Origin of the sequence: Variovorax sp. Varisp85 (assembly GCF_047304045.1) — a bacterium.
Lineage (GTDB): Bacteria > Pseudomonadota > Gammaproteobacteria > Burkholderiales > Burkholderiaceae_C > Variovorax.
The window spans coordinates 1-24720 of the sequence record NZ_JBGLYN010000043.1 but is presented as its reverse complement, the minus strand read 5'-3'; the positions used below and the strand labels follow the sequence as shown (position 1 = coordinate 24720).

The window sequence follows — 24720 nt, the reverse complement described above, 5'->3', positions numbered from 1 at the left end:
CGGGCGGTGGAGGTGGGTGCGTCGGGGCTCATGGGCATCGATGGTTCGATGCACGCGAGCCCGGGTCAAGCCGGGGACAACCCGTGTGACGGAAGTCGCCAAGGCGACCGTGTGCCCGTGCCCTTCGACAGAGGCATGGCGGCCGGCCGCGCATCCGACACGGTGATGCACGACGCCTCCAGCGCCGACACCAGCACGCGCCGGTGCTCGGCGCTCTCGAAGCGATTGCCGGGCTCCAGCACGATGTCGCGCGGGTCGCGGTCGAGCGTGACCCAGACCGAGCCGCTTCGGCATTCGATGCCCACGCCCGCGCCATCGGGTACGGCGAAGACGGAACGTTTCGGCAGGCTGACGTGGAAGCGGGAAGAAGCGGGGGAAGAGGTGCTCATGGCAAGCTCCATTGCATTCGTGATACGAATGAATATAGTGAGCCGGTCCCTCATTTGCACACGGTCATTCGGAACTCTTTGCATGCGCCTAGAGAATGTCAAACCCTCCGGCGCCATGAATGGCGAGCTGCCGCCGCTCGAATTGCTGCGCAGTTTCGAGGCGGCCGCGCGCCGGCTGAGCTTCACGCTCGCGGCCGGCGAGCTGCACCTGACGCAGTCGGCCGTGAGCCGGCAGATCCAGCAGCTCGAAGCCAGCCTGGGCGTGCTGCTGTTCGAGCGCCGCCACCGCGCGCTGTCGCTCACCGAGGCCGGCGGCGTGCTGCAGCGTGCCGTCACCGACAGCCTGGAGCGCCTGCGCGACGCCACTGCGCGCGTGCGCGCCAGTGCCGCGCCGCGCCAGGTGGCGATCACCACCACGCCGGGCTTCGCATCGCTGTGGCTCATTCCGCGGCTCGTGCGCTTCACCGGCAGCCATCCGCAGGTCGACGTGCGCGTGTCGGCCACGCTCGACGTGCTCGACCTGGAGCGCAGCCGCATCGACCTGGCGGTGCGCTTCGTGCCGATCGATCGCGGCGTCGGCGCGGCGCTGTTCGAGGAGTCGGTGGTGCCGCTGTGTGCCCCGCAGCTCGCGGCGGCCTTGCACGCGCCCTCGGATCTTTCGGGACTCACGCTGCTCACCATCGAGTACCCGGACCACAGCGAAGCACCGACGACCGACTGGGAGCCCTGGCTCAAGGTCATGGGGCTCGCCGACCTGCGCATGAAGAGCACGCTGCGCTTCACGCAATACGCCGACGCGGTGGCCGCGGCCGTGGCGGGCCAGGGCGTGGTGATCGGCCGGTTGCCGCTGCTGCAGGACCTGGTGAGAGACGGCCACCTGGTCGCACCGCTGGGCGAGGGCGCCGCGTCGCGCCGCGGCTACTTCGTCGAGATGTCGAAGCGCGCCGGGAGCAACCGCGACGCGCAGGATTTCGCGCAGTGGCTGCGCGACGAAGCGGAAGCGGCGCGGCGGACCTGAAGGCCCGTCGCGCCGGCGCTGAAGAAGGTTGCGATCAACCCGGCAGCAGCACCTTGTTCACGACGTGGATCACCCCGTTCGATTGGTAGACGTTGGCGATCGTCACCATCGCCGTGCCGCCCTTGGCATCGGTCACCATCACGTTGCTGCCGCTCATCGTCGCGATCAGCGTGCCGCCGCTCGCGGTCTTCAGCGTGGCCTTGCCGCCGCCTGCGTTGATGGCGCTCATCAGCGCCGGGCCATCCATCCGGCCGGGCACCACGTGGTAGGTCAGCACCTTGCTCAGCGTGGGCTTGTTCTCGGGCTTGAGCAGCGTGTCGACCGTGCCGGCCGGCAGTGCAGCGAAGGCCGCGTTGGTCGGTGCGAACACGGTGAACGGGCCGGGGCTCTTGAGCGTGCCCACGAGGTCCGCGGCTTTCACGGCCGCGACCAGCGTGGTGTGGTCCTTCGAATTCACGGCGTTGTCGACGATGTCCTTCGTCGGGTACATCGCCGCGCCGCCGACCATCGGGTTCGACGACATGCCGCCGCCGCGCTCGCTCATGGCCGTGCCGCTCGCGCAAGCGCCGAGCAGGACCGAAACGCCGACTGCAATCATGAGTTTCTTCATTGAAGGCTCCTGGAAAGAAAGGTTCTTGGTGGAAGGTGACTGTGGAAACCGCCAGCAGCTCGGAGGCGCGATGCGCTTGAGTCGGATACGGCGCGGCCGCGCAACTGGATTCACGCGACGGCACCGCGTCGGCTTCGCGCCACAACCACCCATGCGGCGCTTGCGCGTCGCATGCGGGCTCGCCAAAATCCGCCCTTCGTTTTTCAGCGACTGTTTCTTTTCACCGCGCCTGGCGACGACCAACCTCCCGGGCGACAAACCAATCCAATGAACCGTTTCCTGAACACCTGATCCGCACACCGACCGCCCCGGCCGGACGTGCATCCATGCACCCGCCCGAGGCCCGTCGACAAAGGCCCCGCGCAGCCATTCGCCGGGGCCTTTCTGTTTTTCGGAGTGTGCGCACATGAGTGCTCAACGAAAGGCCCGAGACGACGATAAGCGTCTGGGCCGGTTTTACTTTTCGGTGCCCGGCGTGGCACCTCGCAATCCTGTAGTGGCCGCGATGGCGCGCGGCGAATCGAACCAGAAGGCAGGGCGCCACCTGCGCACGCATCGCGCCGAGCGGCGTGCGCAGAAAGTTGCGCTACAGAAGGCGGCCCGCAGCCTGCAGGAAGACTGACGGCATGCGCGAAGACATGGACGAGGCCGTCGTCGCAATGATCGCGGGCGGCGTGCTGATGCTGGCGATCAAGCGCTGAGCCGCACCGGCGCCGCGCGCGGCAGCACGAGGAACGCGAGCGTGCCCGCGGCCAGCATGCCCGCGACCGTGAGGAACACCGCGCGGAACGGCTCGACGCCATTCGCCACGGCCCACGACGCGGCCACGCCCGTCGTCCACTGCATCAGCGACACGCCGAGGAACATCGCCATGTTGAGCAGCGCCATCGCGCGTCCCGTCATCGCAGCGGGGTAGGCGTTCCTGGTGTAGGCGTACTGCAGCACGCTGTAGCCCGAAAGCAGGCCGTAGAAGACCGGCAGGCCGATGTCCACCGCGCGCGATTGCGTCAGCGCCATGGCGCCGAACATCAGCGCGCCGGCGAACGAACATCCCATCATCCAGTGTGCGCGGCGTGCGCCGCCCGGGTCCATCCGGCCGAACAGCGCCGGGCTGAGCATGCCGGCGACGGTCATGACCAATGCGACATTGCCGCTGGCCACCAGCGACAGGCCGTGCCGGTCGTGCAACACCGGCCCGAGCCACAGGCCGCGCAGCGTGATGAAGGCCGCGTACGACACGCAGGCGAAGCACAGCAGGCCCAGGGTGTGCGGCATCGCGAACAGCGGCAGCAGCTCGCGCACCGCCTTGCGCAGCGACTGGCGCTCGGCCGGCACTGCCTGCGGGCTCGCCTGGTCCACCGCACGCACCGGCTCGTGCACGCGCCAGAAGATGACGATCCACGAGAGCACGGCGAACCCGGCCAGCACCGCGTACCCCGCGCGCCACGAGGAAGCCTCGATCAGCAAGGCCAGCGGCGTGCCGGTGAACAGGATGCCCAGGCCGGCCATGCTCATCACCAGTCCCGACATGGCGGTGAAGCGCGAGGCGTCGAAGTGCCGTGCGATGAACACCGTGCACACCAGGAAGGCCGGCGCGCAGCCGACGCCGATCAGCGCCTGCCCCAGCAGCAGGGCGCCGAAGCTCGACGCCATTGCGCACAGCGCCGCGCCCGCGATGGCCAGCGGAAAGGCGACCAGCACCGTACGGCGCACGCCGAACATGTCGATCGACACGCCCATCGCGAGCTGCATGATGCCGAACATGAAGTGAAAGGTGCCGGCCCAGGTGCCGAGCTGTTGTGGCGTCAGGCCGAAGTGACTGGCGAGCGGCGTTGCCATCATGGCGCCGACGGTGCGGAAGGCCTGGCTCAGGGCGAAGGCGCTGGCGAGTGCGACCAGCATCGCGGCGGCCGAGGTTGACCAGCGCGGCGGAGGCGGCAATGCCGCATTCGTGTTCATTGAAAGGGAAGGATCGGGAAGAGAAGGGGGCGCCAAGAATGCTAACGGCACGCGGCCCTCATGCAGAACGGCGCCCTCGGGCGCCGTTCGTTCGCTTGAACCCCGGCAGGGTGCCGGGGATGCAGATCAGGCCTCGCCCTTCACCTTCAGGCGCCACGCATGCAGCAGCGGCTCGGTATACCCGCTCGGCTGCTCGATGCCCTTGAACACCAGGTCCTGCGCCGCCTTGTAGGCCGACGAGGTCGTGAAGTTGCCGGCCATCGGCTGGTACAGCGGGTCGCCCGCGTTCTGCTCGTCGACCACCTTGGCCATGCGCTGGAAGGTCTCGTCGACCTGCGCCTTGGTCACCACGCCGTGCAGCAGCCAGTTGGCGATGTGCTGGCTGGAGATGCGCAGCGTCGCGCGGTCTTCCATCAGGCCGACGTTGTGGATGTCGGGCACCTTGGAGCAGCCCACGCCCTGGTCGATCCAGCGCACCACGTAGCCGAGGATGCCCTGCACGTTGTTGTCGATTTCCTGCTGGCGCTCTTCGGGCGTCCACTTGGCCTCGGGCGTGATCGGCACCTGCAGCAGCGCATTGAGGATGTTGTCGCGCTCGGCATCGGCGTCGATCTTCTCCAGCTCCTGCTGCACGGCGGTCACGCTGACCTGGTGGTAGTGCAGCGCGTGCAGCGTGGCGGCGGTGGGCGAGGGCACCCAGGCGGTGTTGGCGCCGGCCTTGGGGTGGCCGATCTTCTGTTCGAGCATGGCGGCCATCAGGTCGGGCATGGCCCACATGCCCTTGCCGATCTGCGCCTTGCCGCGCAGGCCGCACGAGAGGCCGACCAGCACGTTGTTCTTTTCATAAGCGCCGATCCAGGCACTCGACTTCATGTCGCCCTTGCGGATCATCGGGCCGCCCTGCATGGCGGTGTGCATCTCGTCGCCGGTGCGGTCGAGGAAGCCGGTATTGATGAAGGCCACGCGCGCGGCCGCTTCGGCGATGCAGGCCTTGAGGTTCACGCTGGTGCGGCGCTCCTCGTCCATGATGCCGAGCTTCACGGTGTTGGCCGGCAGGCCCAGCAGTTGCTCGACGCGGCCGAACAGCTCGCTGGCGAAGGCCACTTCGGCCGGGCCGTGCATCTTCGGCTTGACGATGTAGATGCTGCCGGTGCGCGAGTTGCCCTTGCGCTTGAGGTCGATGGTGGCGATGGTGGTGGTCACCACGGCGTCGAGGATGCCCTCGGGGATTTCCTTGCCGCCGGCATACAGCACGGCGGGGTTGGTCATCAGGTGGCCCACGTTGCGCAGGAACATGAGCGAGCGGCCGTGCAGCTTCACGGGTTGGCCGTTGGCGCCGGTGTATTCGCGGTCGGGGTTCAGGCCGCGCGTGAAGGTCTTGCCGCCCTTGGCGACTTCTTCCGTGAGCGTGCCTTCGACGATGCCCAGCCAGTTCGAGTACGCGACCACCTTGTCGGCCGCGTCGACCACGGCCACCGAGTCTTCGAGGTCGAGAATGGTCGAGAGCGCGGCTTCGAGCACGAGGTCGCTCACGCCGGCCGCGTCGGTCTTGCCGATGGCGGTGTTGCGGTCGATGCGGATGTCGAGATGGATGCCGTTGTGCTTCAGCAGCACGGAAGACGGTGCCGCCGCATCACCCTGGTAGCCGATGAACTGGGCGGGGTCGGCCAGGCCGGTGCTGCTGCTCTGCAGCGCAACGACGAGCTTGCCGTCCTTCACGCTGTAGCCGGTGGCGTTCTTGTGCGAGCCGTTGGCCAGCGGCGCGGCCTGGTCGAGCACGTTGCGCGCGAACTCGATGACCTTGGCGCCGCGCACGGGGTTGTAGCCCTTGCCCTTCTCGGCGCCGCCGGCTTCGGAAATGGCGTCGGTGCCGTAAAGCGCGTCGTACAGCGAGCCCCAGCGTGCGTTGGCGGCGTTGAGCGCATAGCGTGCGTTCAGGATCGGCACCACCAGCTGCGGGCCGGCCTGCAGCGCGAGTTCGGAGTCGACATTCGCGGTGGTGGCCTTCGCGCCCTTGGGCTGCGGCAGCAGGTAGCCGATCTTCTCGAGGAAGGCGCGGTAAGCCGGCATGTCGGCGATCGGGCCGGGATTCTTCTTGTGCCAGGTGTCCAGCTCGGTCTGCAGGCGGTCGCGTTCGGCGAGCAGGGCGATGTTCTTCGGTGCGAGGTCGCTGACGATGGCGTCGAAGCCCTTCCAGAAGACGTCGCTGGCCACGCCGCTGGCGGGCAGGACCTTGTCTTCGATGAAGCGGTGGAGCTCGGTCGCGACCTGAAGTCCGTGGGCGGTGGTGCGAGTGGTCATGGGGTTTCTCCTTGAGAAAGATGCAATCCTGAACCGAACTTTATTCGATACTTTGCTGGCGAGTAAGGGCCGGGGGCGGGATTTATCTGTGACAAAAATAGAGGTAATCGAAGCTCTTCCGCGATGGCGTCAGACCTGCCCGGTGAGCTCGCGCGCGGCCGCGCGCACTGGCTCGATATAGCGCTCGTCGTAGCGGTGCGTGGGCATCGTCAGCGTGACGGCCGCCGCGAGGCTGCCATCGGCATGGAACACCGGCGCCGAGATCCCCGCCAGTTCGGCCGTGCGGTCGCCCACCAGCGCGCAATAACCCTGCGTGCGGATGGCGTCGTACAGCTTGCGTTCCCTGGTGCCGCGCGGCCGCTCGGCCTCGGGTCCGAAGGCGATCAGCACGCGCGCCCCCGCGCCGCGGTCGTTGGGCAGCAGGTCGCCAGCGCGCACGTGGTCGCGCACCACATGCGATGAGTCGACCCGGAACTGGCACAGCCGCACCCAGCTGTCGCCCTGGTCCTGCCGCACGTGGTACGCGGCGCTTTCGCCCGTTGTTGCGGCGAGCGCGCGAAGCACCGGCGGCACGATGCGGTCGAGCGACAGCGACGCCGCGTACAGCCCGTGCAGCCGCGCGATCTCCATGCCCAGCGCGTAGCGGCCGTCGTCCTGCCGGCGGATGAGCCGCGCATGTTCGAGCGAGGCCAGCAGCCGCAGCACCGTGCTCTTGTAGAGCTGCGTGCGCTCGGCGAACTGCGCGAGCGACAGCGCCTCGTCGCCCGGCTGGAAGGCGCAGAGCAGGCTCAGCGCGCGATCGACCGCGGCGGCGCCGCCGGGGGCGGCATTGAGGTCGGACACCGATTCGGTCAGGGCTTTGCGGGGCATGGCGTGGCTTGACAGTCGATCGGATCGACTGTCTAATTCTGTTTGTTGGAATATAGTTCTATAAGATAGAACAGTCAAGCCCAAGGAGACAAGTTTGATGACCCCCCCCGACGTCCTCATCAGCGAGGTCGGTCCGCGCGACGGCCTGCAATCGGTCAAGGCCACCATGCCCACGGACCACAAGCTGCGCTGGATCGACGCGCTCCATGCGGCCGGCGTGCGCGAGATCGAGGTCGCCTCCTTCGTGCCCGCGAAGCTGCTGCCGCAAATGGCCGACGCCGCCGAGGTGGTGCGCCACGCCATCACGCTGCCCGGCCTCACGGTGATGGCGCTGGTGCCCAACCGCAAGGGCGCGCAGGCCGCGCTCGAAGCGGGCGTGCACAAGCTCACGATGCCGGTGTCGGCCAGCGTGGCACATTCGCTGGCCAACGTGCGCAAGACGCCGACGGAAATGGTGGAAGAAGTGCGTGCCATCGCCGAACTGCGCAACGCCGTCGCGCCGCAGGTGAAGCTGGAGGCCGGCATCTCCACCGCCTTCGGCTGCACGCTGCAGGGGCGGGTGCCGGAAGACGACGTGATCCGCCTTGCCGCGCAGTGCATCGAGGCCGGTGCCGACGAGTCGGGCCTGTCCGACACCGTGGGCTACGCCAACCCGGCACAGGTGCGCCGCCTGTTCAAGCGGCTGCGCGCCGAACTCGGCCAGCACGCCGGCGCGGCCCACATGCACAACACGCGCGGCCTCGGCATCGCGAACTGCCTCGCCGCGTGGGACGAGGGCGTGCGCACCTTCGATGCCTCGCTCGGCGGACTCGGCGGCTGCCCTTATGCACCGGGTGCGTCGGGCAATGCGGTCACCGAAGATCTCGTCTTCATGTTCGAGGCCATGGGCGTGCGCACCGGCATCGACCTGGAAAAACTCATCGCGGCGCGCGCGCCGCTCATGGCCGGGCTGCCCGGCGAACCGGTCTATGGCATGACGCCCGAGGCCGGCCTGCCCAAAGGTTTTGTTCAGGGCTTTGTCCAGGAAACCAGCGCACATGTCTGAAGCCAACCCACTTCCCTACGCCGGCGTGCGCGTCGTCGAGTTCACCCACATGGTCATGGGCCCGACCTGCGGCCTGCTGCTGGCCGACCTCGGTGCCGAGGTCATCAAGGTCGAGCCCATCGAGGGCGACAGCACGCGGCGGTTGCTCGGCTCGGGATCGGGCTTCTTCCCGACCTTCAATCGCAACAAGAAGAGCATCGCGCTCGACCTCAAGAAGCCCGAGGGCGTGGAGGCCGCGCTGCGCCTGATCGCCACCGCCGACATCGTGAGCGAGAACTTCAAGCCCGGCACCATGAAGAAGCTGGGGCTCGACTACGACACGCTCGCCAAGCTCAACCCGCGCCTCATCTACGTGAGCCACAAGGGCTTCCTGCCCGGTCCCTACGACCACCGCACCGCGCTCGACGAAGTGGTGCAGATGATGGGCGGCCTCGCCTACATGACGGGCCGCTCGGGCGACCCGCTGCGCGCGGGCACCAGCGTGAACGACATCATGGGCGGCATGTTCGGCGCCATCGGCGCAATGGCCGCGCTGCGCCAGCGCGACCTCACCGGCAAGGGCTGCGAAGTGCAGTCCGCGCTGTTCGAGAACAACGTGTTCCTGGTCGCGCAGCACATGATGCAGTTCGCCGCCACCGGCAAGGCGGCCGACCCGATGCCCAGCCGCATCTCGGCCTGGGCTGTGTACGACGTGTTCACCGTGAAGGACGGCGAGCAGATCTTCCTGGCGGCCGTGAGCGACAAGCAGTGGGCCATCTTCTGCAAGGCCTTCGGCCTCGAGGAGATGCTGGCCGACCCGCGCCTGAAGACCAACAACGACCGCGTGCTGGCGCGCGAATGGATGATGCCCATCCTGCGCTCGCACCTCGCCAACCACAGCGCGGCCGAACTCGCCGCGGTGTTCGAGAAGAACGAGCTGCCCTTCGCGCCCATCACCAAGCCGCAGGCGCTGTTCGACGATCCGCACCTCAACGCCACCGGCGGCCTCGCGCCGGTGCGCATGAACGACGGCAGCATGGCAAAGGTGCCGCTCATGCCGTTCACGCTGGCCGGCGAACGCCCGGGCATCCGCCTGCAGCCGCCGCGCGTGGGCGAGCACGGCCGCGAGCTGCTGAAAGAAGTGGGCTACAGCGACGAGGAAATCGCCGCGCTCCAAACGCACAACATCACCCTCGGAGACTGAACTCATGTTTTCCAATGCACGGCGCGCCTTTCTGGCGTGCGCCGCGGCCGCCGCATGGCTGAACGCCGCACCTGCCTTCGCCGACACCGCCTGGCCCGACAAGCCGGTGCGGCTCATCGTTCCCTACACGCCCGGCGGCGCCACCGACATCGTGGCGCGGCTGGTCGCGCAGAAACTGGCCGACGACACCAAGTGGACCTTCATCGTCGACAACCGCGCGGGCGGCAACGGCAACATCGGCATGGACGTGGTGGCCAAGGCCAAGCCCGACGGCTACACCATCGGCCTGGGCCAGACCGCCAACCTCGCGATCAACCCGACGCTTTTTCCGAAGATGCCCTACGACGCATTGAAGGACCTGATGCCGGTGTCGGTCGTGGCCTCGCAGCCGGTGGTGCTGGTGGTGCGTGCCGACGCGCCGTTCAAGACGCTGGCCGAGCTGGTCGCCGCCGCCAAGGCCAAGCCGGGCGAGATCCGCCAGGCGCTCGCGGGCACCGGCACGCTCGGCCACATGGCCGGCGAGGTGCTCGCCAAGCGCGCGGGCTTCAAGGTGCTCAACGTGCCCTACAAGGGCGCCGCGCCCGCCATCACCGACCTGCTCGGCGGCCAGACCGACTACATGTTCGCCACGCCGCAGGGCGCGCTCTCGATGGTCAAGGGCGGCCGTCTGCGCGCGCTGGCCGTCACCTCGGCCAAGCGCCTGCCGGTGATGCCGGACGTGCCCACCGTGGCCGAGAGCTACAAGGGCTTCGAGGCGGTGGACTGGAAGGCGCTGGTCGCGCCGGCCGGCACCAGCCCCGAGATCGTGAAGAAGCTCAGTGCCGCCGTCGACAAGGCGCTGGCCAAGCCTGCGACCATCTCTCAGCTGCTGGCCGAAGGCAGTACGCCCGTCGGCGGCAGCCCGGAGCAGGCGGCGCAGTACATCAAGTCGGAGCACGCGCGCTGGGGTGCCGCGGTGCGCGAGGCGGGCGTGCGGCCCGAATAAAGAAGAGGGCGGAACAAGGCGGGCGATATAGTTTCCGCCCCATGGACCGCCTCAAGCAGCTCGAATCCTTCGTTTCCGTCGCAACCCGCGGCGGTCTCACGGCCGCGGCCAAGGCCGAAGGCGTGGCGCCGGCCATCATGGGCCGCCGGCTCGATGCGCTCGAGGAGCGGCTGGGCGTCAAGCTGCTGGTGCGCACCACGCGTCGCATCACGCTCACGCACGAGGGCAGTGCCTTTCTCGAAGACTGCCAGCGCCTGCTGACCGAGTTCGCCAACGCCGAGGCCAGCGTGAGCGCCGGCGGCGTCAAGGCCAGCGGCCACCTGCGCGTGACCGCACCAGCGGGCTTCGGCCGCCGCCACGTCGCGCCGCTCGTGCCGCGCTTTCATGCGCTGCACCCCGAAGTGACGATCTCGCTGAACCTCAGCGACCGCGTGGTCGACGTCACCGGCGAGAGCTTCGACTGCGCCGTGCGCGTGGGCGACCTGCCGGATTCCTCGCTGGTGAGCGTGCGGCTGGCCGACAACCGCCGCCGCTGCGTCGCCACGCCGGAGTTCGTGCGGCGCCACGGCAAGCCGAAGCACCCGGGCGAGCTCTCGCGCTTTGCCTGCCTCGCGCTGTCCAGCGATGCCTCGCAGACGCGCGGCTGGGCCTTTCGCATTACCTCCGAGAGCGGCACGCAGGAACTGATCCACCTGCGCCCCAGCGGCCCGCTCGATTGCTCCGATGGCCAGGTGCTGCACGACTGGTGCCTGGCAGGCCACGGCATTGCATGGCGCAGCACCTGGGAGGTCGAGGCCGAGATCGACGCCGGCCTGCTGGTGCCGCTGCTCGACGAATTCGCCGCGCCGCCCAACGGCATCTACGCGGTGTTCGCGGGCGCCAAGCACCTGCCGCTGCGGGTGCGGCTGTGGCTTGATTTCCTCAAGGAGCAGTACGGGAAGCCGGAATTCTGGGGCGGGAGGGCGTAGAGCGCTTTCGCCGCGTCACAATCTGTTTACATTCCAATTCCATTGACGCTCCACCCACGCTGAAGGTGATCGCGGCTTCTTCGCGGAACACCGAGGGACCGGCTTTGCCGGGCCTCAGGTGTTGCCCCCGGCAGGGGGAAGGAGAAGCGACACGAAGTGCGCGAAGCCTGGGGGCGAGTCACAGCCTTGAAAGCCAACGATGACGCTCGAAGCCATCCTCGCCTATCTGCATTTGCTCGCCATCCTGACGATGGTCGTTTTCATTTCCAGCGAAGCGGCGTTGTGCCGTGTGCAGTGGCTCAACGCGGCCGTGGTGGAGCGGCTGGCCAGGGTCGACATGGTCTACGGCATGGCCGCCATCGCGGTGCTCGCCACGGGCATCGCGCGCACCTGGTGGGGCGTGAAGGGCACGGCCTGGTACTGGACCAACCCGCTGCTGCATGTGAAGCTGGGGCTCTTCATCATCGTCGGCGTGATCTCGATCTTCCCGACGCTGACCTACTTCCGCTGGCGCAAGACGCTGCGCGCCACCGGCAAGCTGCCGGCCGAGGCCGACGTGAAGAAGACGCGCCGGCTGGTGATGATCCAGGCGCACCTGATCGCGCTGATTCCGCTGGTGGCGGTGTTCCTGGCGCGGGGCTTCGGCAAGTAGGCCTCCGGGCGGGAAGAATCGCACGGGTTCGCCGGACTTCAGGGCCGGTCACGGACATGAAAAAGGCCCGCACGCGGCGGGCCTCGTTTCACAAGCAATGCCGTTTTCAGGCCTTGGCTGCATCCGCCGTGCACTTCTTCATGAAGCTGTTCTTGGCGGCGCCGGCCAGAGCTTTGCCGTTCTTGTCGACCGCCTTGGTTGCGCATGCGGGGGTCGCTGCAGCCTTGGCTTCCTTTTCGCACTTCTTGATGGAGCTGCTCTTGGCGGCGCCGGCCAGGGCCTTGCCGTTCTTGTCGACCGCCTTGGCTTCGCAGCTGGCGGCGGGTGCGGCCGCAGCGGCCGGGGCTGCCGCAGGCGCGGCCGCCTTGTCTTGCGCCTGTGCGGCACCGAAGGAAAGACAAGCGCCGAGTGCGACCAGGGAAAGGAGCTTCTTCATGGTGATATGTCCTTGCAGGGTTGAGTTGTGACAGGAGCCCCGCCTTTGGGGCCGGCCCTCCTAACGGCCGAAGACAACAATCGGATGACGATCGTTAAATGGGCCCGGGTTTGCCCCCGGTAAAATTCGCGGATGCTATTGGTCAAACAGGAGCTGCTCGCGGCGCTCGCGAACACGCTCGAATCCCTCTCGCCCGGCGCCGGCTCCAAAGCCGCGTTCGAGTCGCCCAAGGTGGCTGCGCATGGCGATTTCGCCAGCACGGCCGCGATGCAGTTCGCCAAACCGCTAGGGCGCAAGCCTCGCGAGCTGGCCGAGCAACTGAGCGCTGCGCTGCTCGCCACCCCCGCTTTCGGCCAGTGGGTCGAGGCGATCGAGATCGCCGGCCCCGGCTTCCTCAACATCCGCCTGAAGACGGCGGCCAAGCAGCAGATCGTGCGCGAGGTGCTGTCCGCCGCGAATGCTTTCGGGCAGCAGCCGGCCTCCGGCGAGAAGGTGCTGGTCGAGTTCGTCTCGGCCAACCCGACCGGCCCGCTGCACGTCGGCCACGGCCGCCAGGCCGCGCTCGGCGACGCCATCTGCAACCTGCGCGCCTCGCAGGGCGAGAGCGTCTGGCGCGAGTACTACTACAACGACGCCGGCGTGCAGATCCAGACGCTGGCCAACAGCACGCAGCTGCGCGCCCGCGGCTTCAAGCCCGGCGATGCCGAGTGGCCCAGTGGCGATAAGGCCCCGGCCTACAACGGCGACTACATCGCCGATATCGCGGCCGACTTCAAGGCGAAGAAGACCGTCAAGTCGGAAGACCGCGAAGTCACCGCCAGCGGCGACATCGAGGACATCGACGCCATCCGCGAGTTCGCCGTGGCCTACCTGCGCCGCGAGCAGGACCTGGACCTGCAGGCTTTCCGCGTGCGCTTCGACCAGTACTACCTGGAGTCCAGCCTGTACACCAGCGGCCGCGTCGAGGCTGCGGTGCAGAAGCTCGTAGCCGCTGGCAAGACCTACGAGCAGGACGGCGCGCTGTGGCTGAAGTCGACCGACTACGGCGACGACAAGGACCGCGTGATGAAGAAGCAGGACGGCACGTACACGTATTTCGTGCCCGACGTCGCGTACCACATCGCCAAGTGGGAGCGCGGCTTCCACAAGGTCATCAACATCCAGGGCACCGACCACCACGGCACCATCGCGCGCGTGCGCGCCGGCCTGCAGGCCGCGGGCGAAGGCATTCCCGAGGGCTACCCCGACTACGTGCTGCACACCATGGTGCGCGTCATGAAGGGCGGCGAAGAGGTCAAGATCAGCAAGCGCGCCGGCAGCTACGTCACGCTGCGCGACCTGATCGAGTGGACCAGCACCGATGCCATCCGCTTCTTCCTGCTGAGCCGCAAGCCCGACACCGAATACACCTTCGACGTCGACCTCGCGGTGACGAAAAACAACGACAACCCGGTTTATTACGTGCAGTACGCGCATGCGCGCATCTGCTCGGTGCTGGCCGGCTGGGGCGGCGACGCCGCCACGCTCAAGGACGTCGACCTGTCGCCGCTCGAAAGCCCGGCCGCCCAGGCGCTGATGCTGCTGCTGGCCAAGTACCCGGCCATGCTGACGGCCGCGTCGAAGGACTTTGCCCCGCACGACGTCACGTTCTACCTGCGCGAGCTGGCCGCCAGCTACCACAGCTACTACGACGCCGAGCGCATCCTGGTCGACGACGAAAAGGTCAAGCTGGCCCGCCTGGCGCTGGTCGCCGCGACCGCGCAGGTGCTGCACAATGGCCTCGCGATTCTCGGCGTCAGTGCGCCGAGCAAGATGTGAACTCCTCACCATGAAGAAGACAACCAGACAACGCGGCAACATCGTCATCGGCCTGATCATCGGGCTGGTGCTCGGCCTGGGCGTCGCGCTGGGCATCGCGGTCTACGTGACCAAGGTGCCGATCCCGTTCGTGACCAAGACGCAGCGCGGCGGCGCCGAGCAGGACGAGGCCGAAGCCCGCAAGAACCGCGACTGGGACCCGAACGCGCCGCTGGCCGGCAAGGCCGGCGCCGCCAAGCCCGCGCCGGCGGCCCCGGCCGCTCCGGTCAATCCCGTCACCGGCGAGCCGGCAACCACCGCCGTGGCCCCGGCCACCGCCCCGCCCACGACCGCACCCCCCGTGCCCGTGGTGGTGGCGCCCAAGCCGCCGCGCCCTGCGCCGGTGCCGGCCGAAGCCAACTCCCTGCCGGCATCGAACGATCCGCTCGGCGACCTCGCCCGCGCGCGCTCGGGCAACGTTTCGGGCTCCGGCACGACCACCGCCTCGGCCGCGCCGAGCAGCAGCAACAACAGCAACGCCAGCAGCAGTTCAGGCGCCGATCCGTTCATGTACTTCGTGCAGGCCGGCGCCTTCCGCACCACCGACGACGCCGAGGCGCAGCGCGCCAAGCTGTCGCTGATGGGCGTCGAGGCCAAGGTCACCGAGCGCGAGCAGGCGGGCCGCACCGTCTACCGCGTGCGCGCCGGCCCCTTCAACAAGAAGGACGACGCCGATCGCCTCAAGGAGCGGCTCGACGGCGGCGGCATGGATTCGGCGCTGGTTCGCGTGCAGCGCTGACCCGGCGGCCGACACGAATAGCCCCTAAGCTTCGCGCCGCGGCATTTGCCGCCACCATTCATCGTTGCCCTGGGCGCGCCGGGTGCGGGGGAACTCCCCGCCGCGCGCCGGCTCAGTCTGCGTACCAACTGGAGAACCTTTTCAATGAAACGTCGTGACTTTTCGCTGGCCGCCACTTCGCTGGGCCTGCTTTCGCTGGCTGGCAACACCGCGCACGCCCAGGCGCGCGCGCCCAAGGCGGGCACCGAGTACCTGGCGCTCGACAAGCGCGTACCGGTCGACGCGCCAGCCGGCAAGATCGAAGTGGTCGAGTTCTTCTCGTACAACTGCCCGCACTGCAACGACTTCGAACCGGCGCTGGAAGCCTGGCTCAAGACCGTGCCGAAGGAAGTGGCGTTCCGCCGCATTCCCGTGCCCTTCGTGGGCAACGACGTCGAGGCCAAGCAGCGCCTGTACTACGCGCTCGAGGCCATGGGCAAGGTCGACGAATTCCAGCCGAAGGTCTTCAACGCGATCCACGCACAGCGCCAGAATGTGAACGGCGACGCCAACATCATTGCCTGGGCCGCGGCCAATGGCCTGGACGGCGCCAAGTTCAAGGAGGTCTTCACCTCGTTCGGCGTGGCCAGCAAGGCCAAGCGCGCTTCGCAGATGACCGACGCCTACAAGGTCGCCGGCGTGCCGGCGATGGCCGTGGCCGGCCGCTGGTATGTGGATGGGGAAACCGCCGGCAACATGACCAAAGTGCTTCAGGTCGTGAACTATCTGGTCGGCGAAGCAAGGAAGGGCTGACCCCAGGCTGCGCGCACGTCGTGTCGCTTCGCCTGCCCCTTCCAGGGGGGGCAACACCTGCGGCCCGGCGGAGCCGGTTCCGCGGTGTTTCTGGTAGAACCAGAAGGAAAGTCAAGCCCGCTTCGGCGGGCTTTTTCATCTGTGCGGGCGGGGCTGACGCAATCAGCCGCATACAATGCCGAGCAAGTTTCGTGCCTCTATGACATTGCACTCTCACCCCACCACTTCCTTCCTTCGTCGCATCGGCCGCCTGGCCGCCGGCGCGCTGTTGCTGGCCGGCCTCGCCTCGGGCGCCGCGGCCGAGACCGCCGACCGCGCCAAGCCGATGAACATCGAGTCCGACTCGATGCGCTACGACGACCTGAAGCAGACCAGCGTGTTCACCGGTAACGTTCTGGTAACGAAGGGCACGATCATCATCCGCGGCGCGCGGCTGGACGTGCGCCAGGACGCCGAGGGCTACCAGTACGGCGTGGTCACCGCCGCGCCCGGCAAGCGGGCCTACTACAAGCAGAAGCGCAATGCGCCCGACGAGTGGATCGAGGGCGAGTCCGACGTCATCGAGTACGACAGCCGCGCCGACAACGTCAAGTTCATCCGCAACGCGACGATGCGCCGCCTGATCGGCGCCACGCCCAACGACGAAAGCCAGGGCGCGCTGATCGTCTACGACCAGAGCAACGACACCTACACGGTCAACGGTTCCACCGTGCCGCCGAACACCGCCGTCAACGCGGCCACCCCGGGTGGCCGCGTGAAGACCATCCTGACCCCCAAGGCCGCGACCGCGCCGGGTGCGCCCGCTGCCGGCGCCCCGGCCGGCGCCAAGGCGCCGCCGCCGGCGCCCACCCCGGCGCCCGGCAAGGGCCTGCGCCCGAGCACCACGCTCGGTGACGAGGGAGAAACCCGCAAGTGATCGAATCCGTTGTATCGCAGGACGCCAACAGCACGCCGGGCAGCCGCCTGGTCGCGCGCGGCCTGAAGAAGAGCTATGGCAGCCGCACGGTCGTGAAGGACGTCTCGCTCGACGTGCAGAAGGGCGAAGTCGTCGGGCTGCTCGGGCCGAACGGCGCGGGCAAGACCACCTCGTTCTACATGATCGTGGGGCTGGTGCGCGCCGATGCGGGCGACATCACCATCGACGGCGAGCCCATCGCCCACATGCCGATCCACCGCCGCGCCCGCATGGGCCTGAGCTACCTGCCGCAGGAGGCCTCGATCTTCCGCAAGCTCACGGTCGAGGAAAACGTGCGCGCCGTGCTCGAGCTCCAGAGCGAGCCCGATGCCAACGGCAAGATGGCGCCACTGTCGAAGCAGCACATCGAAGAGCGACTGTCCGAACTGCTGGCCGACCTGCGGGTGGACCACCTGCGCGACTCGCCCGCGCTGGCGCTGTCGGGCGGCGAGCGCCGCCGCGTCGAGATCGCGCGCGCGCTGGCCACCCAGCCGCGCTTCATCCTGCTGGACGAGCCCTTCGCCGGCATCGACCCGATCGCGGTGATCGAAATCCAGCGGATCATCAGCTTCCTGAAGGAGCGCGGCATCGGCGTGCTCATCACCGACCACAACGTGCGTGAAACGCTGGGTATCTGCGATCATGCGTTCATCATCAGCGACGGGCATGTGCTGGCACAAGGCACACCCTCGGAGATCGTCGACAACGCCGAAGTACGCAGGGTGTACCTGGGCGAACACTTCCGGATGTGATCGTGCGGCGAGGGTCAAGGATCATCGTGGCCACCGTCCGCGCGGAGCTTCCTCGCGGGGGCCGCCGCGCACGGCCGCCCGAAGCGGCCGGCCCGTCCCCGGTAGGGGGTTGGCGTAGCGCGAAGCGCGCAGCCTGGGGGGGGGCCATTTCCTCATGAAGCAAGGGCTGTCCCTTCGCGTCTCGCAGCATCTGGCACTGACGCCACAGCTGCAGCAGTCCATCCGGCTGCTTCAGCTTTCCACGCTCGAACTGAGCCAGGAAGTCGAGCAGATGCTGGACGAAAACCCGTTCCTCGAACGCACCGCGGAAGAAGCGGCGCGCGAGGAATTCGGGCTCGACACGGCTGATGCGCCGGTTCCGCGCGATGAGGGCGAGAGCGACTTCGCGCCTTCGGCCGCCAGTGCGCCCGCCGAGACCACCAGCACCACCACGGCGGATACCGACGGGCCAGCTGCCGAGATCACCGAGCGTGAGCCCGACTGGGAAGGCGACGGCACCGTCGACATGGCGGCGCCCGACGACAGCGAGTGGGGCAGCGACGCGCCCGCGCGCCAGAACAACCTCGGCGACGACGAACGTGCCGACGCCACTGAACTCGCGCGCAGCCAGGAGTCGCTGCAGTCGTTCCTGCACCGCCAGGCGCTGAGCCTGCGCCTGAACGAGAACGACAGCGCCGCGCTGCGCTTTCTCATCGAATCTCTCAACGACGACGGCTACCTCGAAGACTCGCTGCCCGCGCTGGCCTCGGGCCTGGCTGGCGACGACAACGACCAGTTCGACGACCTCGTGCATCACTTCCAGGTGGCGCTCGGACTGCTGCAGAGCCTGGAGCCCGCGGGCGTAGGCGCGCGCGACCTCGGCGAATGCCTGGGCATCCAGCTGCGCGCCATGGCCAGCGAGGACGAGACCGACGAAGAGGCGCTGGTCCGCAAGACCGCCATCACCGTCTGCAAGCAGCCGATGGAGCTGCTTGCGCGCCGCGATTTCAAGCGCCTGGCCACGCTCACCCGCAGCAGCGAGGAGCTGGTGCGCTCGGCGCTGCAGATCATCGCGCGGCTGGAGCCCAAGCCGGGCCGGCGCTTCGTCGACGTGGAGCGCAACATCGTCATTCCCGATGTGATCGTCACCAAGACCGGCCGCGGCACCAACGTGAAGTTCCGCGTCATGTTGAACCCCGAGGTGATGCCGCGCCTGCGCGTGCACGACATCTATGCCGGCGCGCTCAAGTCGCACAAGGGCGAGGGCAGCCAGGCGCTGTCGCAGCGGCTGCAGGAGGCGCGCTGGTTCATCAAGAACATCCAGCAGCGTTTCGACACCATCCTGCGCGTGAGCAACGCCATCGTCGAGCGGCAGAAGAGCTACTTCGTGCATGGCGAACTCGCGATGCGCCCGCTGGTGCTGCGCGAGATCGCCGACGAGCTGGGCCTGCACGAATCGACCATCTCGCGCGTGACCACCGCCAAGTACATGGCCACGCCGTTCGGCACCGTCGAGCTCAAGTACTTCTTCGGCTCGGCGCTGGGCACCGAGACGGGCGGCAATGCGTCGAGCACCGCGGTGCGCGCGCTGATCAAGCAGTTCGTGAGTTCCGAGAGCATCAAGAAGCCGCTGTCGGACAGCCAGATCTCCGAGATGCTGAAAGAGCAGGGCATCGAGTGCGCACGGCGCACCGTGGCCAAGTACCGCGAGGCGCTGCGCATCGCGCCCGCGAACCTGCGCAAAGCCCTGTAACTTGGCACACCCCCAGGCTATGCGCACTTCGTGTCGCTTCGCCAACCCCCTTGCAGGGGGCAACACCTGCGGCCCGGCGGAGCCGGTTCCGCGGTGTTCCCCGAACGGACCTGGACCGTATTGGCGCTGGGGCCTGGCGCTGTTGTTCGCGGCTTTCGCACTGCTCGCCACCGGCTGCGCCACCCTGCCCAACGAGGCCCCGCGCGCACCCACCAAGGCCATGGCCGTCTCGGCCGACACCGCACTCGGCAAGCTCGCGCTGGCCTCGCAGCCCGACCCCGACCTGAGCGGTTTTCGCCTGATGCCCGGTGGCGACTTCGCCTTCGACACCCGCATCCAGCTGGCCCGCCGTGCCCAGCGCACGCTCGACGTGCAGTACTACCAGATCGAGAACGACGAGACCGGCCGCTACCTGCTGCGCACCCTGCGCGACGCCGCCCAGCGCGGCGTGCGCGTGCGGGTGCTGATGGACGATCTCTACACCTCGGGCGAGGACGAACTGCTGCTCGGCTTTGCCGCCACGCCCAACGTCGAACTGCGCCTGTTCAACCCGTTCCCGGCCGGGCGCGCGAGCATCCTGAAGCGCTTCACTGCCTCGCTGTTCGACTTCAGCCGCGTCAACCGGCGCATGCACAACAAGCTGTTCATCGCCGACGGCGCGATGGCGGTGGCGGGCGGGCGCAACATCGGCAACCAGTACTTCACGCGCACCGCGGGCGAGAATTTTCTCGACCTCGACACCTTCGTCACCGGTGCGCTGATCCCGCGGCTGGGCAGCCTGTTCGACCAGTACTGGAACAGCATCTACGTGCGGCCGATCCAGTCGGTGGTGCGCAGCGAGTTGTCGGCCGAAGAGCTGCAGCGCCGCTTCGACACAGTCACCGGCCCCGACACCACTCCACCGCCGCCGAAGCCCGCGCCCAACGACCTGCTCGGCTACAGCCCGATGGTGGAAGACCTGAACGCCGGCAAGCTCGGCCTGATCTGGACCACCGCCGAGGCCTATGCCGATTCACCCGAGCGCGTGATCGGCAAGACCGCCTCCTACGGCGGCGTGCCGCTGCTCGACGTCGACAGCGTGCGCTACAACGTGGTCGAGCAGATGCGCCGCGCACGCTCCGAAGTGACCATCGTCTCGCCCTACCTGATCCCGGGCGCCACGGGGCTGGAGGTGATGCGCGAGATCCGCAACCGCAACGTGAAGATCAGCGTCGTCACCAATTCGCTGGCCGCCACCGACGAGCCGCTGGTGCACACCGCCTACCGCCGCTACCGGCCCGACATGCTCAAGCTCGGCGCCGACCTCTACGAGCTGAGCTCCACGCGCACCCGGCGCAGCGTGCGGCTGGGCCTGTTCGGCACCTCGGTGGGCAGGCTGCATGCCAAGTCGGCCGTGATCGACCGGCGCACGCTGTTCGTCGGCTCGATGAATTTCGACCCGCGCTCGGAGTCGGCCAACACCGAGATCGGGCTGATCATCCACAGCGCCGAGATGGCGCAGCAGGCGCTGAAACTCATCGACGTGCTCAAGCAGCAGGGCGCCTACCGGCTGCGCTTTGCCGAAGGCAGCAACGAGTCACGCATCGAATGGGTCAGCGACGACGCCGGCAAGCTCACCGTGCTGACCGAGGAGCCCGACTCCAGTTTCTGGGGCCGGGTCATGCTCGAATTGCTGGCGCCGCTGACGCCGGAGAGCCTGCTCTAGCTGGCGCTCGCGGCGCCGGCCAGGCCGGGCAGCGGTGTCATTGCACGTTGACCGCTTCGACCTGCACCAGCAGCTTCACCTTGTTCTCGAAGCCGAAGTTCAGCCCCCAGGTGATGCCCCAGTCGCTGCGCTCCACCGTGGTCTCGAAGTCGCCGCCGCACACCTGGCGGTTGATCAGCGGGCTCAGGTAGCAGTTGAAGCGCACGGCCTTCAGCGTCACAGGCCTGGTCTGGCCCATCAGCGTGAGCGTGCCGGGCACGTCGGTCACCTTGCCGCCGCTGAAATCGATGCGGTCGGCCACGAAGCGGCCGATCGGAAACTCGGCCACGTTGAAGAAATCCTTGCTCTGCACATGGCGGTTGAGCAGGTCGACGCCGGTGTTGATGGAGCTGATGTCCATCGTGATGTCGACCTTGCCGCTGGCGCCGGTGCCGTCAATCTGCACGGAGCCGTCCTTGGTGCTGAAGCGCCCGCGGTTGGTGGTGGTGCCGTAGTGCCCCATCTCGTACATCACGAAGGTGTGAGTCGGATCGATCACGTAGTTGGCGTTCTTCGCCGGCCCGCCCGCGGGCTTGGCGGCCACGGCCGGGGCGAATTCCGTTGGCAGTTGCTGTTGCTGCGCCGTGGCGCTGCCGGTGAATGCGGCGGCCGACAGGGCCGCGGCGAGAAGGAGCTTTTTCATGGTGTTGGATGCGGGAGGAAAGAGGAAAGTGAGTGAGGGGCGGACAGCCTGGCGCTTCACAACGGCCCGAAGCCCGTGAGCGTGAACCTGAAGCGCACCTGCACGTCGTTGCCGACCGTCGAGGTGTCGGTCCATTCGCCTTCGCCCACCTTGTAGTCGAGCCGCTGGATCGTGAAGCTCCCCGTGGCAACCGCCTCCTTGCCGCCGGCCGCGGCGATGCTGACGGGCACCGTCACGTATTTGGCGATGCCCTTGATGGTGAGCTTGCCCGCCATCTCGAACTTGCCGTCGCCCAGCGCCTTGATGGCGCTCGACTGGAAGCTTGCCTGCGGGAAGTGCGCGGCGTCGAACCACGGCTGCTTGGGCAGTTCCGCATCGCTCATCGGGACGCCGAAGCCGGCGCTGGCCGTGTCGATCTGCAGCGCGACGGTGCCGCCCTCGGGCTTCTTCGGGTCGAAGGCCACCTGCGCGTCGAATTTCTTGAACGTGCCTTCCACGGGCACGCCCATTTGCTTGCTGACGAAGACGATCTGGCTCTTGTCGGCCACGAGCTTTGCCGCTGCGGGCTCGGCGCCGGCCGGCAGCGCCAGGGTGGCGAAAGCCAGCGCCGCGAGCGACGGCGCGAGACGGAAAAACAGGCGCTTGATCATCGAGCTGGTTCCTTGCGTGGCCGGGGCCACATGCGTTTGAGAAGACCGTCGCGGTCGATCCAGTGGTGCTTGAGCACCGCCGCCACGTGCAGCAGCGTGACGCCCGCCAGCACGAAGGCGCAGTTGCGGTGCAGCGGCTGCAGCACCGCCTCGGCGAAGGCGTGGTCGACCGGGACGAAGTCGGGCAGCGGCAGCACGCCGAACCACGCCACCGGCATGCCCATGGCCGAGCTGTAGGCCCACCCGGACAGCGGCACCGCGAAGAACAGCAGGTACATCAGCGTGTGGCTGATGCGGTAGCTCGCCAGCTGGAGCGCCGACATGCCCGGCGGGAGCGCCGGTGGGCGATGCCCGAGCCGCCACAGCAGCCGCAGCGCCGACAGCGCGAGGATGGTGACGCCCGCCCACTTGTGCCAGCTGTAGATCTTCAGGCGCAGCGGCGAGAACGGCAGCCCCGTCATGTAGAGCCCTACGCCGAACGAGCCCACGATCAGGGCCGCAAGCAGCCAGTGCAGCGCCATCGTGAACGGGTCGTAGCGCGGGTCGGCGGCGAGGGGGGATGAGGATGTGTCGGCGGACATCGTGAGCAGGACAGGCGGCCTGTGCGCGGAGCATATATCGGAAGCGATGACATCACCGCACGGCCCGTGCCAGCCCGCCGCCCTGCCGGCCTCAGCCCTGCGACGGCTGTTGCGCCCTCAGCAGCACCCCGCGCAGTTCGTCCGGCTGCACCGGCTTGCGCAGCGCATGCCAGCCACGCTCGGCGGCGAGCCGCTGGGTGGCTTCGTTGATGTCGGCCGAAATCAGCGCGATCGCCAGCGACGGCTTCTGCCGCTGCAGCTTGTCGGCCAGCGCGATGCCGTCGAGCGCACCCGGCAGGCGGATGTCGCACAGCGCCGCGTCGAGCGCGCGCAGGTCGGCCAGCGCCAGCGCCTCGGCGGCGCTGGCATAGACGCGCGGCTCCACGTCCCATTGCCGCAGCAGGGCACTGAGACTGTCGGCCACCACCGTGTTGTCTTCCACCACCAGCACTGCGAGCCCGGGGCGCAGCGTGTGCGTTGCATCGGCGCCGTCGTCCTGCGGCGCGGAAGCAGGGCGCGCCGCCACCATCGCGCCGTCGGGCGCGGCAGGCAGCTCGAAGCTGAACACCGACCCCCGCCCCGGCGCCGAGCGAAGCGACACCGCAATGCCGAGCTGCGCCGCCAGCCGCCGCACGATCGCCAAGCCCAGCCCGTGGCCGCGCTGCAGGTTGCGCTCGACGTTGCCGATCTGCTCGAAGTCGTCGAACACGCGCTGCTGCGCGTCGGCCGCGATGCCGATGCCGCTGTCGCGCACCTCGACGCGCCAGGCACGGCCGGTCCCGCGCCGGCGCGCCCGCACCGCCAGCAGCACGCGCCCGCGCGGCGTGAACTTGACGGCGTTGTCGACCAGGTTGGCGAGCACGCGGCGCACCGACAAGGTGTCGCTCCAGGCGATGGCGTCGTGCGGGCAGCGCACCAGCACCCGGCCGTCGCCTGCCTGCCGCGCCAGCCCCAGCAGCAGGGGCGCCAGAGCCACTGCCGCCGGACGCAGCGGATCGACCGCGGCCTCGATGCGGCCGATTTCGAGCAGCTGGTTGGTCAGCCCTTCGAGCGCCTGCTGCGCGCGCGCCAGCGAGCCCACGGTGTACTGAACCGCCTCCATGTCCGCGCCGCTGTTCAGCTGCTGGCGCAGCACTTCGGCCTGCAGGCCGATGGCCATCACCGGCTGGCGCAGGTCGTGGTTGGCGGCAGAGAAGAAGCGCAGCCGCTCGGCCTGCGCCTGCTCGGAGGCGCGCAGGCCGGCCAGCGCCTGTTCGCGCAGCGTGCGCTCGTTGAGCCGCAGGCCGATGTTCTCCTCGAGCTGGCGCGAGCGCTCGGCCACCAGCTTCCACATCATCGCGATCAGCCCGATGCCGATGACCGCCACGGCCATCATCACCGGCGCACCCAGCCAGAGGCCTGTGACGATGATCGGCGCCAGCAGCAGCGTGATCGCCAACTGGGTGGCCGGCGTATAGAACGACACCGAGAAGGCCGACGACAGCGTCATGCCCATCAGGATCAGGCCCAGCAGCAGCTGCAGGTCGGCGCGCGCAGGGTCGAACAGCAGCACGCCGGCCAGCCCGTGCGCCAGTTCCCAGATGGCCGTGCGCAGCGTGTGCGTGCGCTGTTCCTCGCGCAGGGTTTCGGGCGTGAAGGGCTCGGGCAGGCGCTGCGGGAAGAAGCCGCGCATCACCGTCACCCCGGTGACCAGTGCGATCCACACCAGCGCGCGCGGCACCGAGTATTGCCAGGCGAAGAGCGCCGCCACGCCGCAGTTCAGCAGGTATTGCACCAGCAGCACCGGGCCGATGGGCCGGATGGACAGCCGCAGCACCTCGCACTGGATCGCGAAGCGGTCGCTGCTGCCGGTGGGGGCC

At 68.3% G+C, this 24720-nt stretch carries 24 protein-coding genes; 14 read left to right on the top strand and 10 right to left on the bottom strand.

Translation table 11 applies throughout. The annotated features are described in order from the left end of the window. Nucleotides 1-65 precede the first annotated feature (65 nt). On the bottom strand, nucleotides 66-389 hold the full coding sequence (locus ACCC97_RS17740) for a DUF2917 domain-containing protein (protein WP_413334136.1): 324 nt from the start codon (nucleotides 387-389) through the stop codon (nucleotides 66-68). 82 nt (nucleotides 390-471) lie between these two features. Between ACCC97_RS17740 and ACCC97_RS17735 the strand changes: the two genes are divergently transcribed. Next, on the top strand, nucleotides 472-1407 hold the full coding sequence (locus ACCC97_RS17735) for a LysR substrate-binding domain-containing protein (protein ID WP_413334134.1): 936 nt from the start codon (nucleotides 472-474) through the stop codon (nucleotides 1405-1407). Nucleotides 1408-1441: 34 nt separating this feature from the next. On the opposite strand, the gene ACCC97_RS17730 is transcribed toward ACCC97_RS17735, so the two are convergent. Beyond that, entirely contained in the window at nucleotides 1442-2017 is a 576-nt protein-coding gene (locus ACCC97_RS17730) for a fasciclin domain-containing protein (protein WP_413334132.1), read from the bottom strand. A gap of 569 nt (nucleotides 2018-2586) precedes the next feature. On the opposite strand from ACCC97_RS17730, the gene ACCC97_RS17725 reads away from it, so the two are divergent. Further along, complete coding sequence (locus ACCC97_RS17725; protein WP_413334130.1) at nucleotides 2587-2718, top strand: hypothetical protein; 132 nt, start codon at nucleotides 2587-2589, stop codon at nucleotides 2716-2718. Here ACCC97_RS17725 and ACCC97_RS17720 read toward each other — a convergent pair. The 3 genes from ACCC97_RS17720 to ACCC97_RS17710 form a co-directional block, all read right to left on the bottom strand. Next, the gene (locus tag ACCC97_RS17720) at nucleotides 2708-3976 is read right to left on the bottom strand and encodes an MFS transporter (protein WP_007837671.1); all 1269 of its coding nucleotides are present in this window, start codon (nucleotides 3974-3976) and stop codon (nucleotides 2708-2710) included. The genes ACCC97_RS17725 and ACCC97_RS17720 overlap by 11 nt on opposite strands. Before the next feature lie 126 nt (nucleotides 3977-4102). Then, nucleotides 4103-6277 carry a malate synthase G gene (locus tag ACCC97_RS17715; protein ID WP_007837673.1) on the bottom strand — a complete coding sequence of 725 codons (2175 nt, stop codon included), beginning with the start codon at nucleotides 6275-6277 and terminating at the stop codon, nucleotides 4103-4105. A 129-nt stretch (nucleotides 6278-6406) separates the two neighbouring features. Then, a complete protein-coding gene (locus ACCC97_RS17710) occupies nucleotides 6407-7147 on the bottom strand; it encodes an IclR family transcriptional regulator (RefSeq protein ID WP_007837677.1) in 741 nt (246 codons plus the stop codon). 97 nt (nucleotides 7148-7244) lie between these two features. Here ACCC97_RS17710 and ACCC97_RS17705 point away from each other — a divergent pair, with 97 nt between their 5' ends. From ACCC97_RS17705 to ACCC97_RS17685, 5 genes are all read left to right on the top strand, one after another. Further along, nucleotides 7245-8192, top strand: a complete 948-nt coding sequence (locus ACCC97_RS17705; protein ID WP_413334128.1) for a hydroxymethylglutaryl-CoA lyase — start codon at nucleotides 7245-7247, stop codon at nucleotides 8190-8192. Continuing rightward, a complete protein-coding gene (locus tag ACCC97_RS17700) occupies nucleotides 8185-9375 on the top strand; it encodes a CaiB/BaiF CoA transferase family protein (RefSeq protein ID WP_413334126.1) in 1191 nt (396 codons plus the stop codon). Before ACCC97_RS17705 ends, ACCC97_RS17700 begins: the two co-directional genes overlap by 8 nt. 4 nt (nucleotides 9376-9379) lie before the next feature. Beyond that, nucleotides 9380-10360: a Bug family tripartite tricarboxylate transporter substrate binding protein gene (locus ACCC97_RS17695; protein WP_413334124.1), complete on the top strand. Its 981-nt coding sequence runs from the start codon at nucleotides 9380-9382 to the stop codon at nucleotides 10358-10360. Between the two features lie 41 nt (nucleotides 10361-10401). Beyond that, entirely contained in the window at nucleotides 10402-11328 is a 927-nt protein-coding gene (locus ACCC97_RS17690) for a LysR family transcriptional regulator (protein WP_413334123.1), read from the top strand. 199 nt (nucleotides 11329-11527) lie between these two features. Continuing rightward, a complete protein-coding gene (locus ACCC97_RS17685) occupies nucleotides 11528-11980 on the top strand; it encodes a DUF2214 family protein (RefSeq protein WP_007829859.1) in 453 nt (150 codons plus the stop codon). A 106-nt stretch (nucleotides 11981-12086) separates the two neighbouring features. Here ACCC97_RS17685 and ACCC97_RS17680 read toward each other — a convergent pair whose 3' ends face one another. Next, on the bottom strand, nucleotides 12087-12416 hold the full coding sequence (locus tag ACCC97_RS17680) for a hypothetical protein (protein WP_056588666.1): 330 nt from the start codon (nucleotides 12414-12416) through the stop codon (nucleotides 12087-12089). 132 nt (nucleotides 12417-12548) lie between these two features. On the opposite strand from ACCC97_RS17680, the gene argS reads away from it, so the two are divergent. The 7 genes from argS to ACCC97_RS17645 all read left to right on the top strand — a co-directional run bounded on the left by argS (nucleotide 12549) and on the right by ACCC97_RS17645 (nucleotide 20948). Then, nucleotides 12549-14234 carry an arginine--tRNA ligase gene (gene argS / locus ACCC97_RS17675; protein ID WP_413334121.1) on the top strand — a complete coding sequence of 562 codons (1686 nt, stop codon included), beginning with the start codon at nucleotides 12549-12551 and terminating at the stop codon, nucleotides 14232-14234. Nucleotides 14235-14244: 10 nt separating this feature from the next. Further along, on the top strand, nucleotides 14245-15012 hold the full coding sequence (locus ACCC97_RS17670; protein WP_007829865.1) for an SPOR domain-containing protein: 768 nt from the start codon (nucleotides 14245-14247) through the stop codon (nucleotides 15010-15012). Between the two features lie 144 nt (nucleotides 15013-15156). Continuing rightward, on the top strand, nucleotides 15157-15804 hold the full coding sequence (locus ACCC97_RS17665; RefSeq protein WP_007829867.1) for a thiol:disulfide interchange protein DsbA/DsbL: 648 nt from the start codon (nucleotides 15157-15159) through the stop codon (nucleotides 15802-15804). Between the two features lie 199 nt (nucleotides 15805-16003). Then, nucleotides 16004-16720, top strand: a complete 717-nt coding sequence (gene lptA, locus ACCC97_RS17660; protein WP_007829869.1) for a lipopolysaccharide transport periplasmic protein LptA — start codon at nucleotides 16004-16006, stop codon at nucleotides 16718-16720. After that, the gene (gene lptB / locus ACCC97_RS17655) at nucleotides 16717-17511 is read left to right on the top strand and encodes an LPS export ABC transporter ATP-binding protein (protein ID WP_007829871.1); all 795 of its coding nucleotides are present in this window, start codon (nucleotides 16717-16719) and stop codon (nucleotides 17509-17511) included. Before lptA ends, lptB begins: the two co-directional genes overlap by 4 nt. A gap of 154 nt (nucleotides 17512-17665) precedes the next feature. Next, nucleotides 17666-19243 carry an RNA polymerase factor sigma-54 gene (rpoN, locus tag ACCC97_RS17650; protein WP_007829873.1) on the top strand — a complete coding sequence of 526 codons (1578 nt, stop codon included), beginning with the start codon at nucleotides 17666-17668 and terminating at the stop codon, nucleotides 19241-19243. Nucleotides 19244-19262: 19 nt separating this feature from the next. Beyond that, nucleotides 19263-20948: a phospholipase D family protein gene (locus ACCC97_RS17645; RefSeq protein ID WP_413334119.1), complete on the top strand. Its 1686-nt coding sequence runs from the start codon at nucleotides 19263-19265 to the stop codon at nucleotides 20946-20948. A gap of 37 nt (nucleotides 20949-20985) precedes the next feature. On the opposite strand, the gene ACCC97_RS17640 is transcribed toward ACCC97_RS17645, so the two are convergent. The 4 genes from ACCC97_RS17640 to ACCC97_RS17625 all read right to left on the bottom strand — a co-directional run. Then, nucleotides 20986-21630, bottom strand: a complete 645-nt coding sequence (locus ACCC97_RS17640) for a YceI family protein (RefSeq protein ID WP_007829878.1) — start codon at nucleotides 21628-21630, stop codon at nucleotides 20986-20988. A 56-nt stretch (nucleotides 21631-21686) separates the two neighbouring features. Beyond that, nucleotides 21687-22280: a YceI family protein gene (locus ACCC97_RS17635; RefSeq protein WP_007829880.1), complete on the bottom strand. Its 594-nt coding sequence runs from the start codon at nucleotides 22278-22280 to the stop codon at nucleotides 21687-21689. Next, nucleotides 22277-22861, bottom strand: a complete 585-nt coding sequence (locus tag ACCC97_RS17630; RefSeq protein ID WP_007829882.1) for a cytochrome b — start codon at nucleotides 22859-22861, stop codon at nucleotides 22277-22279. The genes ACCC97_RS17635 and ACCC97_RS17630 overlap by 4 nt, the downstream gene beginning before the upstream one ends. Before the next feature lie 91 nt (nucleotides 22862-22952). After that, nucleotides 22953-24720 (bottom strand): ATP-binding protein (locus ACCC97_RS17625; protein ID WP_413334116.1); only part of this gene is annotated, 1768 nt, incomplete at its 5' end.

Coding starts and splice junctions, on each gene's coding strand:
- ACCC97_RS17740 (WP_413334136.1), bottom strand. CDS start 389: ATGAGCACCTCTTCCCCCGCTTCTTCCCGCTTCCACGTCAGCCTGCCG.
- ACCC97_RS17735 (WP_413334134.1), top strand. CDS start 472: ATGCGCCTAGAGAATGTCAAACCCTCCGGCGCCATGAATGGCGAGCTG.
- ACCC97_RS17730 (WP_413334132.1), bottom strand. CDS start 2,017: ATGAAGAAACTCATGATTGCAGTCGGCGTTTCGGTCCTGCTCGGCGCT.
- ACCC97_RS17720 (WP_007837671.1), bottom strand. CDS start 3,976: ATGAACACGAATGCGGCATTGCCGCCTCCGCCGCGCTGGTCAACCTCG.
- ACCC97_RS17715 (WP_007837673.1), bottom strand. CDS start 6,277: ATGACCACTCGCACCACCGCCCACGGACTTCAGGTCGCGACCGAGCTC.
- ACCC97_RS17710 (WP_007837677.1), bottom strand. CDS start 7,147: ATGCCCCGCAAAGCCCTGACCGAATCGGTGTCCGACCTCAATGCCGCC.
- ACCC97_RS17705 (WP_413334128.1), top strand. CDS start 7,245: ATGACCCCCCCCGACGTCCTCATCAGCGAGGTCGGTCCGCGCGACGGC.
- ACCC97_RS17700 (WP_413334126.1), top strand. CDS start 8,185: ATGTCTGAAGCCAACCCACTTCCCTACGCCGGCGTGCGCGTCGTCGAG.
- ACCC97_RS17695 (WP_413334124.1), top strand. CDS start 9,380: ATGTTTTCCAATGCACGGCGCGCCTTTCTGGCGTGCGCCGCGGCCGCC.
- ACCC97_RS17690 (WP_413334123.1), top strand. CDS start 10,402: ATGGACCGCCTCAAGCAGCTCGAATCCTTCGTTTCCGTCGCAACCCGC.
- ACCC97_RS17685 (WP_007829859.1), top strand. CDS start 11,528: ATGACGCTCGAAGCCATCCTCGCCTATCTGCATTTGCTCGCCATCCTG.
- ACCC97_RS17680 (WP_056588666.1), bottom strand. CDS start 12,416: ATGAAGAAGCTCCTTTCCCTGGTCGCACTCGGCGCTTGTCTTTCCTTC.
- argS (WP_413334121.1), top strand. CDS start 12,549: ATGCTATTGGTCAAACAGGAGCTGCTCGCGGCGCTCGCGAACACGCTC.
- ACCC97_RS17670 (WP_007829865.1), top strand. CDS start 14,245: ATGAAGAAGACAACCAGACAACGCGGCAACATCGTCATCGGCCTGATC.
- ACCC97_RS17665 (WP_007829867.1), top strand. CDS start 15,157: ATGAAACGTCGTGACTTTTCGCTGGCCGCCACTTCGCTGGGCCTGCTT.
- lptA (WP_007829869.1), top strand. CDS start 16,004: ATGACATTGCACTCTCACCCCACCACTTCCTTCCTTCGTCGCATCGGC.
- rpoN (WP_007829873.1), top strand. CDS start 17,666: ATGAAGCAAGGGCTGTCCCTTCGCGTCTCGCAGCATCTGGCACTGACG.
- ACCC97_RS17645 (WP_413334119.1), top strand. CDS start 19,263: ATGCGCACTTCGTGTCGCTTCGCCAACCCCCTTGCAGGGGGCAACACC.
- ACCC97_RS17640 (WP_007829878.1), bottom strand. CDS start 21,630: ATGAAAAAGCTCCTTCTCGCCGCGGCCCTGTCGGCCGCCGCATTCACC.
- ACCC97_RS17635 (WP_007829880.1), bottom strand. CDS start 22,280: ATGATCAAGCGCCTGTTTTTCCGTCTCGCGCCGTCGCTCGCGGCGCTG.
- ACCC97_RS17630 (WP_007829882.1), bottom strand. CDS start 22,861: ATGTCCGCCGACACATCCTCATCCCCCCTCGCCGCCGACCCGCGCTAC.